General features: G+C 61.4%; 8 protein-coding genes. 3 read left to right on the top strand and 5 right to left on the bottom strand.

The annotated features are described in order from the left end of the window. Window positions 1-70 precede the first annotated feature (70 nt). From FHW96_RS06525 to FHW96_RS06510, 4 genes are all read right to left on the bottom strand, one after another. Window positions 71-592 carry a DUF3237 domain-containing protein gene (locus tag FHW96_RS06525; protein WP_172339743.1) on the bottom strand — a complete coding sequence of 174 codons (522 nt, stop codon included), beginning with the start codon at window positions 590-592 and terminating at the stop codon, window positions 71-73. A gap of 30 nt (window positions 593-622) precedes the next feature. Beyond that, window positions 623-1,873 (bottom strand): lipase family protein, encoded by a 1,251-nt coding sequence (locus FHW96_RS06520; RefSeq protein ID WP_172339742.1) that lies wholly within the window; start codon window positions 1,871-1,873, stop codon window positions 623-625. A gap of 10 nt (window positions 1,874-1,883) precedes the next feature. After that, on the bottom strand, window positions 1,884-2,903 hold the full coding sequence (locus FHW96_RS06515) for an MBL fold metallo-hydrolase (RefSeq protein WP_172339741.1): 1,020 nt from the start codon (window positions 2,901-2,903) through the stop codon (window positions 1,884-1,886). Between the two features lie 135 nt (window positions 2,904-3,038). After that, window positions 3,039-5,429 carry a TonB-dependent receptor gene (locus FHW96_RS06510; RefSeq protein ID WP_253950789.1) on the bottom strand — a complete coding sequence of 797 codons (2,391 nt, stop codon included), beginning with the start codon at window positions 5,427-5,429 and terminating at the stop codon, window positions 3,039-3,041. 258 nt (window positions 5,430-5,687) lie between these two features. Between FHW96_RS06510 and FHW96_RS06505 the strand changes: the two genes are divergently transcribed. The 3 genes from FHW96_RS06505 to FHW96_RS06495 are packed head-to-tail and all read left to right on the top strand — an operon-like array spanning window position 5,688 to window position 10,784. Further along, entirely contained in the window at window positions 5,688-7,388 is a 1,701-nt protein-coding gene (locus FHW96_RS06505; RefSeq protein WP_172339957.1) for an arylsulfatase, read from the top strand. After that, on the top strand, window positions 7,385-8,857 hold the full coding sequence (locus FHW96_RS06500; RefSeq protein WP_172339740.1) for a sulfatase-like hydrolase/transferase: 1,473 nt from the start codon (window positions 7,385-7,387) through the stop codon (window positions 8,855-8,857). Before FHW96_RS06505 ends, FHW96_RS06500 begins: the two co-directional genes overlap by 4 nt. Window positions 8,858-8,900: 43 nt before the next feature. Next, entirely contained in the window at window positions 8,901-10,784 is a 1,884-nt protein-coding gene (locus FHW96_RS06495; protein WP_172339739.1) for a sulfatase-like hydrolase/transferase, read from the top strand. Here the strand turns inward: FHW96_RS06495 and FHW96_RS06490 are convergent. Beyond that, the gene (locus FHW96_RS06490; protein ID WP_172339738.1) at window positions 10,781-11,791 is read right to left on the bottom strand and encodes a LacI family DNA-binding transcriptional regulator; all 1,011 of its coding nucleotides are present in this window, start codon (window positions 11,789-11,791) and stop codon (window positions 10,781-10,783) included. The two genes, FHW96_RS06495 and FHW96_RS06490, sit on opposite strands and share 4 nt — an antisense overlap. Between the last annotated feature and the right edge of the window lie 47 nt (window positions 11,792-11,838).

Below are 11,838 nucleotides of genomic sequence, written 5' to 3'. Positions count from 1 at the left end.
TGATGGAGCAATTTTTCCATAAGAACATTTCCGTTGCTGTATTCAACAATACTGGTTTTGCATAGATTTATCAAAATACGCGATAGAACTTCAACCTCACCGCCTGCCTTGCCGGACGCAGGCTTTCGAGCGTGCCGATAAAGACACTGTGGTTGATCCAGTCATGCGGCCCCTTGGGCGCGGTGACCTCGGGGGTGGAAAAGGCATAACGCCCGCCGTCCGGCAGATCCTCGACCACCACCTTGTTCAGCACGGTGATGACCGCGCCATCCTCCGCCTGCAATTCATACAGTGCGCTCAGGTTGCGCACGCCATCGCTGCGCACCAGTTGCCGGTCAGCGCCGCCGGGCATGACCTTGCCCCTCAGCCCCCCGCCCAGTGCGCCCCGCCCCTCGAACGATCCGCCTATGATCGGCACGATCCGTCGCTCGCCCAACGGCCCCATGCCCAGATTTTGCATCGGGGCAATATCGGCGACGATTTCTAGCGCCAGTTCCAACCTTGGCGCACCGCTCTCCGCCGCTTCGCTCCGCCCTGCCAGCGCGAGGCCGCCCAGCAGGCCCGAAACCATCACTTCACGCCGTCCAACCATGTATCCTCCTCATTTATCCTGAAACGGGCCTTATTTATCCTGAAACGGAATCGACTCGTCCGATGGCTGGATAGGCCCCGGCGGGGTAATCGATCCGCAATTGGATGCCGGATGCTTGCCCGCCAACAGATCCCGCGCGAAAGGTATGGCATCGCGCAACGCATAATTCGAGGTTCCCGAATGGGTTACGCCATTATATTTGCGCCATATCACCGGATTTCCCTTGCGACACATGGCTCGAACCGCCGCATATTGGGTTTGCGTGGGAATGGTCGCATCGGCAAGCCCCGTGGCGATCAGCAGCGGCACATGCATGGGCTTGGCCGGAACCGCGGTGATGTCCATAAAGCGGGCCATGTCCTGCGGGGGCCGGGTAAAGGCATTCTCGCCGGTAACGCCATTGTCCTTGGCCACCGGGACGATATCGCGCGAACAGCCTTTCCGCGCCGCCTCGCGCAGCAATTTCCCCTTTTCGGTCAATAGCGTATCGGGGAGCGGACTTCCCGGAAATAAGCCGCCGCCATACATGCGCATGATGTAATAGCGGGCCGGATCAGCGCCCTTCACATCGCTCGCCGGATCGGCCCGGTTCTCTGCGCGCCACACCAGCGCGGTCGCCACCGTGCCCAGCAATCTCACGTCCGGCGCATAGGCTGGCTGAAGATAGGTGGCGTTGAGAACCGCGCCCGAACCTTGCGATTGCCCGGTCAGGATCACCCGGTTGGCGATCACCCCCGGCGCGGCCTTCAGCGCCGCCCGCGCCGCATCCAGCACCGAATAGCCCTCGCCCTTGCGCTGGACATAGGTGTGGACGCCGCGCGTACCCAGCCCCTGATAATCGGGGGCCACCACGGCAAATCCGGCCTGAAGCCATGCATCGACATAGGTGCCGTCGCGCGGGGTCGGCTTTTTCCAGCTGGGCGCGCAGACATCGGCAATGCCCATCGTGCCATGGCCCCAGACCACCAGCGGCCAGCCTCCCTTGGGCGCCTTGCCCTGTGGCAGATAGAGCATCCCCGAAGCCTCGACCACGCCGCGCCCGAAGCGGCCATCGGTGGAGCTGTAAAGGATGCGTTCCGCCGAGGAAGCATGGTCGGCATAGAAGCCCTCACCCAAAGGTTCGCGGCGCAGAATCTGTCCCGGCTTGTTCAGCTTCCCATCCCAGCGATAGAAGTCGGACACGCCGCCATCGCCGAAAAAGGGATCGGTATCGCCCCCGGCGCCCAGCGCGGCGGAGGCCAGAGCCACCCCGACGAGGGCCAATGTGATGCTCTTGCGCATGGCGTTCTCCTTATCGGATGCTCTGGCCCTGCTGGGCCGCCGCGAATTTGGTGCATTCCTGTTGCAGCGAGAGGTAGCGCAGATAGCGATCACCCCCGATCACATAGGGATTGGGATCACCCGCCTGCCTCAGGCCCAGTTCGGCCAGTTTGGGGATCGACTGATCCTGCGTCGGATGGTTGGCGATCAGCACATCCAGTTTTCGCGCCCGCACCACCGGCTTGAACTTTTCCAGCGAGGCGATGATCGCCTGCTTGCCTTGGGCGGTATCGGGCGTGCCGAGGCCGCCAAAGAAGCCCACCTGATGCGCGATGCCGCGATCATGGACGGTGAACACCGTGGAGACCGTGCCGGGCGTATGGCCGGGGGTGAGGTAGAAGGTCAGCCTTGCCTTGCCCAGCGCAAAGACCTGCCCATCGGCAATGGTCATATCGGGTTCGGGCACCAGCTTCGCCCATTCGGGCGGCATGCCGGGGCGGGGATGGGCGGCCTGATCGGCCATATCGTTCCAATCGGCCGCCGATGCCATGATGCGCGTGCCGTAATGTTCTTTCAAATAGCGCGCGCCGCCGAAATGGTCGCCATGGGCATGCGTGATGACCAGATAGCGGATCTTTGCCGGGTCGAGGCCAAGGCTGTGCATCCCCGGCTCGACGATCTTTTCAATATCCTGCGGCGCATACATCGCATCGAACAGGATATAGCCATCGCCCGTATCGAGCAGCCAGGCCGAAACCGCATTTTCGCCCACGAAATAGAGTTCATCGAACACGCGGGTGGCGGGCAGCGCATTATGCCCCTGAAGCCCGCGCGAGATGGTCCGGCGATAGGTCTGGTCCATGATGCAGCGATGGACATAATGGGCATAGAGATCGGCCCCGGCAATTGTGCGGGCCGCCTTGAGATGGCGATACATCGCGGCCTGGTCGGGGGCCACGCCTTCGCGTTCCTGCGCATGGGCCGCCGCGCTCAGGGCGCCGGCCAAAGCCAAGCCCGCCATCAGCGGTGGCAGAAGTCTTGTTCGCGGCATTTTATCCTCCCGCTATATTTATTATGCGGGCAAGACTGCGCTTTTGTATGCGTTGCATCCAATGCTGCGGGCCTATCCAATGATGCTAATGCCGCATGATTGGATAGGCCGCATCCGGTGTCGCCTAGGCGATCATCAGAACTTGTAACCCACCGTCGCCCCGAAATAGCGGAACGCCCCCTTGGGCAGGAAGCCCATGCGGTTGGTCGGCGTTACGGTCTGGGTGGTGAACAGGCCCGGCGTGCCCATCGCGGTATAATAGCGCTGATCGGTCAGGTTCTTAACGAAGAGCGAGAAGGACAGGCCCTTGTCCTCGGCGCGCAGGCCGATGGTGGCGTCGACCGTGGTATATTCCGGCTGCCATTGCAGAGGATCCTGTTCCAGCGCGAAATTCACCCCGCTCTGATAGGCGATATTGACATCGGCATAGGCGATTTTGCCCGCAAACGGATGCTCATAGCGCGGATTGATACCAATGCGCCATGTCGGCGTGTTCGGCAAAATGCCGCCCACGATGTTCTGCGCCGCGCTCGATACAAAGGTCGATCCAGTCTTGTAACGAAAGCACGTGTTGACCGGCGCCGCCGATCCCGTCGCCACGGTCGCAAAGGCGGCCTGATTTTGCAGCGGACAGCCAATGCCGTCGGCATCAAACCTTGTCTTCACATAGCTGCCCGACAGCGCCACGCTGAGCCCATCGACCGGGCGCAGCGTCATTTCCACTTCCACGCCCTTGGTTTCCGAAGCACCGGCATTGGTGGTCACGAAAGTGAACGTGTTGGTCGAAGGGTCGGAACGGTTGGCCTGGACCTGAAGGTTCTTGTATTTGGCGAGGAAGAGCGCGACCGCGATGCTGACTTTACGGTCGGCGGTGCTGCCCTTAAAGCCGACCTCGAAGGCATTGACCGTTTCGGGCTGAACCACGGGATTATTGTTAAAGGTCTGGGTAAATTCCGTGCCCAGCGATTGCCCCTTATATCCGCGCGTATAGGAGGCATAGACCTGTGCGCGGCGGTTGAATTCATATTGCAGCCCCATCTTGCCGGTCAGCACATCGTCCGATGCCGCCGTATAGCCCTCGGTCAGAGGATAGCCGCTTTGCAGGATCGTATCGCCTGCAAAGGCAGGGGTGGTGTCCTGCTTGCCCCAGACCGAGATGGTTTCATGCTGCCAGCGCAGACCGCCCAGAGCCTTCAGTCCGCCCGCGATATTGTAATCGAATTGCGCAAAACCAGCGATCTGGCTCTGGCGCAGATGGGCGCGATGGTGGCCTGAAAAACCGGCCAGATTGGTCGAAGGGCAAGTCGCCCCCAGCGTCAGCCCGCTAGCCGTGCAGTTGACAAAGCGGCGGGTGAATTCGCGGTCCAGCGTGGTGTCCGAAAAGAACCCACCGATCGTGTAATTCAGCTTCTGCTTGCCCGAATTGGACATGCGCAATTCCTGGGTAAACCCGCCCAGCGTGAATGGCCCGCCATTGATGTCATACTGCGCCACCGCATTGGCGCCGGTATAGATCGGCACGGCGGTGTTGATGCCATCAACATCGACCGTATTGTCAAAGCTGTAATGCTGCCACGCGGTGACCGAGGTGATCGTGGCGAAATCCAGATCGTATTTGGCCTCCAGCGAATAGGTCTGCTGCGAGGTGCGCGAGGTGGTGTCACCATTCGATCCGACCTGCACATTATTCGGCCCCGGCACAACGGGAGCGACCAGCGTGGTCAGGCTGGCATTGTCCGAGCGGATCAGCACCGACTGACAGCAGAAGGCATTGTTCTTGGAATAATCAACCGTGGCCAGCAGGTTGAGCCGCCCCAGATCCAGCTCCATCTTGCCGCGCAGGCCGAAGGATTCATAGCCATTGGTCTTGCGGCGCAAGGTGACGTTATAGATGTAGCCGTCATCCTTGTTGTAGAACCCCGAAACACGCACGCCCAGCTTATCGCTGATCGGCCCGGAAACGGTGCCGTTCAGGTGATATTCGCCCTTTTCGGCGATGGTGGCGTTGATCTTGCCGGTCAGCGTCTTGCTGGGCCGGGCGGTGACGATGTTGATCACGCCGCCGGTGGCATTCTTGCCGAACAGCGTGCCCTGCGGCCCGCGCAGCACTTCGATCCGCTCAATATCGGCCAGATCGGAAAAGCCCTGCGCCTGACGCGCCATGACAACGCCGTCCAGCACGGTCGAGACCGAGCTTTCGGTCCCTTGCCCAAATACCGCCGTACCGATCCCGCGAATGCGGAAGCTGGAGTTCGAAGGATTGTTGCCTTGCTGATAGGACAGCGTGGGCGAAATCTGGGTCAGGCTCTTGGTATCGGTGATGCCGCGCGTGGCCAGCGCCTCGCCCGCAATCGCGGTAACGGCCAGCGGCACATCCTGGAGACGTTCGGCGCGCTTTTGCGCGGTGACCACGATTTCGCCGGGCGCCAGTTCGGGCGCTTGCGGCGCCTGTTGAGCAAGAGTTGGCTGGGCAAAAGCAAGCACAGCGCCGCCGCCAAGCAGCGCGGCAAAGCCACGTTTCATCATCACATCCCCCATTTCGATTCTCTCCGCCTTATTGCAGCGGATGGCGGGCTTATGACAAAATGCGTCAACGTTGTCACTCCTAAATTGACAAGCGAAATTAACTTATGCATTTCCTATTATGACAACGATGCCCATCATCTTTGATGCATACATATAATCAGACCAGAAAGCCGGAGTGGATGCATGAATAGACCCGCAAAGCCTTGGACGAAGCGATGGAACCGCGGCCTTTTCGCCCCCCATCCGCTCGCCGTGATCATGGGCCTGGCGATGGCCGGCGCGGCCCCCGCCGCCGCGCCGGCCATCGCCCCGGCTCGACCCAATATCGTGCTGATCGTGCTGGACGATGTGGGCTTTTCCGATCTTGGCCCGTTCGGCTCGGAAATCCGCACGCCCAATCTCGATGCGCTGGCGGCGCGCGGGCTGCGCTATAACCATTTCGACACAAAGGCGGTCTGCACCCCCACCCGCGCGGCGCTGCTGACCGGACGCAATCCGCAAACGGTGCGCATGGCTGATCTGCCCGCCAGCAAGGTCGATCCGGCCGACATGACCCGCGACCGCGGCGAATTGCCCGACAATGCCCAGACCATCGCGCAGGTTCTTTCGCATGCAGGCTATGCCACTTCGGGTTTCGGCAAATGGCATCTGGCGCCTGAGGATCAGGACGGATCGGCGGGCCATAACGGATCATGGCCGCTGCAACGCGGGTTTGACCAATTCTACGGCTTCTTCCTCGGCTGGACCGATCAATATCACCCCAAGCTAATCGAGGGGAACAAGCGCATCCCCTCGCCCGAGACGCCGGCCTATCATTTCTCGAATGACATTACCGACCACGCCATCGCCGCGCTGAAACCGGGTCAGGGCAAGCCGCAATTCGTCTATCTGGCCTATGGCGCGGGCCATGCGCCCATTCAGGTGCCGCGCCCCTATATCGACGCCTATCGCGACACCTATGCGAAGGGCTGGGACGCCTTGCGGGTGGAGCGTCTGGCGCGGATGAAGGCGATGGGCATCGTGCCCGCCAACACGATCCTGCCCCCGCGCAATCCGGGCGACCGGGCATGGGCCGACCTGACCCCGACCGAGCAGCAGGTCTATGCCCGCTTCATGGCCACCTATGCAGGGTTTCTGACCCATACAGACGAGCAGATCGGGCGGCTGATCGCCCATCTCAAGGCCACCGGGCAATATGACAACACGATCATCATGGTGATGAGCGACAATGGCGCGGCGTCCGAAGCGGGCCAGAGCGGATCGTTTGAGCGCCTTTACGCCCCCAACAAACTAAGCGCCGAGCAGATGCTGGCGCGGATCGACGAATTGGGCACGGACAAGACCGAAAGCGAATATCAGCGCCCATGGGCGATGGCGGGCGTCACCCCGCTGCGGCGTTACAAATTATGGCCCTATCTGGGCGGCATACGCACGCCCTTGATCGTGTCATGGCCCAAGGTCATCAAGGATGGCGGGGCGATCCGGCATCAATATGTCGATGTCATCGACCTTGCCCCCACTTTGGCGCAGGTCGGCCATACGCAATTTCCTAAAACGCTGCATGGCGTGGTCGAAATTCCGGTGGCGGGTCGCTCCATCCTACCCACGATGCTGTCGGCGGGGGCTTCTGCGGCCCGATCGGTGCAATATTTCGAATTGCGCGGCAATCGCGCCATCACCCAAGGCCCTTGGCGCGCCGTCACCATCCACAAACAGGGCAGCGATTTCGCCGCCGACAAATGGGCGCTGTTCAACACGGATAAGGATTTTTCGGAAAGCACCGATCTGTCGACGCAATATCCGGCCAAGCTGGAAGAGCTGAAAAAGCTCTGGTGGGATCAGGCGCGGCGCTATTCCACCCCCGCGCTGGCCGAGGCGCCCGAACGTTTCCGCACGCGCGAACAATTCGATGATTCCGCCGACCGCCCCGATGTGCGGATTAAGGGAAAAGGCCAATGAAGCGCGTTTTGACGGCCATGCTGCTGGGCACGGCGGCTCTGCTCTGCGCCCCGGTCGCGCCAGCCCGCCCGGCGACATCATTGGCTCCACCGGCGGCGCAACCGCACGCGGCGCAGGCGCCAAACGTGGTGGTCATTCTGGTCGATGATCTGGGTTGGCCCGATGTCTCGGCCTATGGCGGCAAGGATGTGTCCACGCCCAATCTGGACCGCATCGCGGCCTCGGGAGCGGCATTTTCCAATGGCTATGTCGCAGCCTCGGTCTGCGCGGTCTCGCGCGCGGGCTTGCTAACGGGCCGGATGCCGATGCGCTTTGGCTTTACTTATAATATCAATGATGAAGGCGATGAAGGCGCGGGTCTGCCGTCCACGGAAAAGACCATTGCCGAAAGATTGAAACCGCTGGGCTATCACACCGGCGCCTTTGGCAAATGGCATTTGGGCGCGCAGGACCGCTTCTATCCCACCAATCGGGGCTTTGACGAATTCTTCGGCTTTCTGGCCGGGGAGACGGTCTATGTCGATCCCGAGACGCCCGGCATCGTCACCACCCCCACCAAGGCTGACGCGGGCAAGCCGCCCTTTGAAACGCGGCGCGACAATGGGGTGATCGTCGAGGGGCCCGAGCGCCGCAAAGTCGATAATTTCAACCGCTATCTTACCGACGAGATCACCGATCATGCGGTGGATTTCATTGACCGCGCGTCACGGGGCAAACAGCCCTTCTTCTCCTATGTCGCCTATAATGCGCCGCACTGGCCGCTACAGGTGCCGCAGGAATGGTATGACCGCTTTGCCCATATCAAGGACCCGGTTCGGCGCACCTATGTGGCGATGATTGCGGCCATGGATGCAGGCGTGGGCCGGATCCTCGACACATTGGAGGAACGCGGGCTGCGCGACAATACGATGGTCATGTTTCTGTCGGACAATGGATGTCCGGTGCAATTCGGCTTTTGCAACGATGCCCATCCATGGGGCGCAGGCAAGTTCACCTATCTGGAAGGAGGGGTGCGGGTGCCTTTTCTCTTTTCATGGCCGCACGCGATGAAGCCAAAGGGTATCGTCGATACGCCGGTTTCCTCGCTCGACATTCTGCCTACGATCCTGCGCGGCGCGGCCCCGAAACAGGCCCTTCCGCACGAATTGGAGGGACAGGACCTGATCGCCTCGGCCCATTACAAAGGGCCGGACAACCGACTGCTGGTCTGGGGTCAGGCTCCGGTCTTTGCCGCGCGGCAAGGGCAATGGCGGCTGTGGCGTTCAGACGACTGGCATCAGACGAAGCTGCACAATCTGGCGCAGGACCCTTGGGAAAAGGCGGATGTTTCGGCCGACCACAAAGCCGAGGCCGAGAAGCTGAACCGCGCGGTTGAGGGTTTCGCCAAATCCCTGCCCGCGCCGCTCTGGAAACTGCATTTCACCCGCAAGGTCATGATCGGCGGACGCGAGACCGAGTGGGTCTATTGACCCGCCGCCAACCCCGCCTGCCCTGTTAAAAGCGAGAAACACCGTGAAACAACCCCATCTCAACCGTCGAACTGTTCTGGGCGCAGCCGCTTCTCTGGCGGCGACTGCTGCTCAGGGGGCGCTTGCTCGGCCCTCTTCAGGCAAGCACCCCAATATTTTGTGGATCGTGTCGGAAGACAACAATCCTTATGTCGGCGCCTATGGCGACAAGCTGGCCCATACGCCCACGATCAACGGATTGGCGCGCAAGGGCGTCTTGTTCCGCCATATCTATTCCAATGCGCCGGTCTGCGCCCCTTCGCGCTTCGGCATTCTGACGGGCGTCTATCCGGAGAGCTGCGCGCCGGCCAACCACATGCGGGCCAATGCGCATTTCCCCAAAGAGTTTCAGACCTACCCCGAATTGCTGCGCGCGGCGGGCTATTTCTGCACGAACAACACCAAGACCGATTATAATTGCGATGTGAAGCCCGAGGCGATCTGGGACGTTCAGGGACCGCAGGGCCATTGGCGCAAAAATCCAGGCGGCAAGCCGTTCATGGCTGTCTTCAATTACGAAACCACCCATGAATCACGCCTGTTTCAACCCACCCAAGGCCGCGTCACGCCCGATATGGTGTCCATCCCACCATTCTTGCCCGACACGCCCGGAATACGACAGGATTTCGCCAGCTATTACAACCTGATGGAAAAGATGGACGGCGAACTGGCCCAGCGCATTGCCGAACTGGAGGCCGATGGGTTGGCCGAGGATACGATCATCTTCCACTATTCCGACAACGGCGGCGTACTGCCCCGGTCCAAGCGCTATTGCTATGAGGATGGGCTGGCCTGCGAGATGGTGGTCTATGCTCCGCCCAAATGGCGCCACCTCTTGCCCGTGGCGCCGGGGCGCGAAGTTGACACGCCCGTCTCCTTCATCGATCTGGCGCCCACGGTGCTGGCTCTGGCGGGCGTGGCCCAACCGGCGCAGATGGTGGGCAAGCCCTTCCTTGGCCCCCGCGCCGCGTCGCAGGCCTACGCCTTCGGAATGCGGAACCGGATGGACGAACGCTATGATTTTCAGCGCACCGTCACCGATGGTCGCTGGCGCTATATCCGCAATTACATGCCGCATCGCCCGTGGGGCCAGCATCAGGCCTTCGAATGGCTGGCCAAGGGCTATCAGGATTGGGAAGCGGCCCATCGCGCTGGAACGCTCAATGCCGATCAGGACCGGTTCTTCCACACCAAACCCTATGAAGAACTCTATGACCTGCGCCAAGACCGGCATGAATTGCGCAATCTGGCCGCCGATCCTGCGGCAAAAGCGCAGATGGAACGGCTGAGCAAGGCGCTTGATACGCATATGGTGGCGATCAACGACAATGGCTTCATTCCCGAAGCCATGGCGGGCGAAGGCTATTTCGAAAGCCGGGATCGCAAGACCTATCCCCTGACGCAGGTGATGGAGATGGCGCGTCTGGCGGCGAGCGGCGCGGGCAGCGAAGCACAACTGGTCGAGGGGCTGAACCATCCGCTGCCGGTGATCCGCTATTGGGCGGCAACGGGCCTGCTGGTTGGTGGTCAGCATGGGGCCAAGTCCGCCCTGCTGGCCGCTCTGGCCAAGGACAGCGCCGATCAGGTCCGCGTCGTGGCCGCCGAGGCGCTGGTGCGTCTGGGCGAGATCGACGAACCCGTCCGCGTCCTCACCGCTCTGGCCGCGCAGGACAAGGTGTGGCCGGTGCAGTTGCAGGCGCTCAACGCGCTGACCTATATTGGGGACCATGCCCTCCCCGCCCTGCCCGTTGTGCAACAGGCCGCGCAAAGCGAGCAGGAATATGTCCGCAACGCCGGGCGCTATCTTAGCGCGGTGCTGGAAGGGAAATATACGCCATCGATGCCGATCATGGATTTTGAACGACTGATCCGCCGCATGAAGGTCTAAAACGGATAGGGTTCGAGGCAATGCTGGCGGCTGCCGTCGGTGGAGCCTCGAATGATCAGTTTATATTCAAAGGGCTGCGGCTTGAAATCGGGATTGATCGCCGCTTCAACCGCAGCCCGCGCAATATCGCGCACCGGCTGATGCACGGTGGTGATGGGCGGAAACACCATGCGGGCAATGGGCGAATCGTCAAAGCCCGCCACCGCCAGATCATCGGGCACCCGGTATCCCAGCCGCGCCGCCTCGGCCATGGCACCTGCGGCCAGTTCATCGCCTGCGGCAAAGATCGCGGTTGGCCGCTGGGGCAATGCAAGCAGGCTGGTGGTGGCCGCCACGCCCGAAGCGAATGTGAAGTCACCGCGCAATATCAGCGCAGGATCCTCCTCAATTCCCGCCTCGGCCAGAGCCTTGCGATAACCTACCACGCGCGCCTCGGAGGCCAGGCGGCGCGGCGGTGGGCCGATGATCCCGATCCGCCTGTGACCTTTGGCAATCAGATGGCGCATCAATTCCATGGCAATGGGTTCTTCATCCACCGGCACGCGCAGGCCATAGCCTTCAAAGGCCGGAGCCACCCGCACGATGGACACTTTCTCCCGCTCGAAATAGTCCAAAATCCGCTCCTCATTGCTGAAGGGCGGGGTCAGGATCACACTGTCAGGCCGGGCGGAGAAGTTGATCGAGAAAAAGTCGGAACGGCGATATTCCTGATAATCCAGCATTTCGGTGATCAGATTATAGCCCGAGGCCCGGCAGGCCGCCCCCATCGCGATCAACATGCGCGCTATATAGCTGGCCCCCAGACGCGGCACGAGCAGACCGATCAGATAGCTGCGCTGCCCCGCCAGCTGCCTCGCGGCCAACGAGGGTTTGTAGCCCAGTTCCCGGATCGCCTGATTGACCCTTTCGCGCGCTTCGGGGCCAACGCGCTTCTCTCCATTGACCACGCGCGAAACGGTCTTGAACGAAACACCGGCTGCCTTGGCGACATCCTTGATTGTTGCCACTGATGAAACGATCCCCGTCTGGCCCCGCGCGTCGGTTTGCGCGCTTT

The organism is Novosphingobium sp. SG751A, from assembly GCF_013149295.1.
In the GTDB taxonomy this organism is placed as follows: Bacteria; Pseudomonadota; Alphaproteobacteria; order Sphingomonadales; family Sphingomonadaceae; genus Novosphingobium.
This window is presented reverse-complemented; position numbering and strand designations above follow the sequence as displayed.

Coding starts and splice junctions, on each gene's coding strand:
- FHW96_RS06525 (WP_172339743.1), bottom strand. CDS start 592: ATGGTTGGACGGCGTGAAGTGATGGTTTCGGGCCTGCTGGGCGGCCTC.
- FHW96_RS06520 (WP_172339742.1), bottom strand. CDS start 1,873: ATGCGCAAGAGCATCACATTGGCCCTCGTCGGGGTGGCTCTGGCCTCC.
- FHW96_RS06515 (WP_172339741.1), bottom strand. CDS start 2,903: ATGCCGCGAACAAGACTTCTGCCACCGCTGATGGCGGGCTTGGCTTTG.
- FHW96_RS06510 (WP_253950789.1), bottom strand. CDS start 5,429: ATGATGAAACGTGGCTTTGCCGCGCTGCTTGGCGGCGGCGCTGTGCTT.
- FHW96_RS06505 (WP_172339957.1), top strand. CDS start 5,688: ATGGGCCTGGCGATGGCCGGCGCGGCCCCCGCCGCCGCGCCGGCCATC.
- FHW96_RS06500 (WP_172339740.1), top strand. CDS start 7,385: ATGAAGCGCGTTTTGACGGCCATGCTGCTGGGCACGGCGGCTCTGCTC.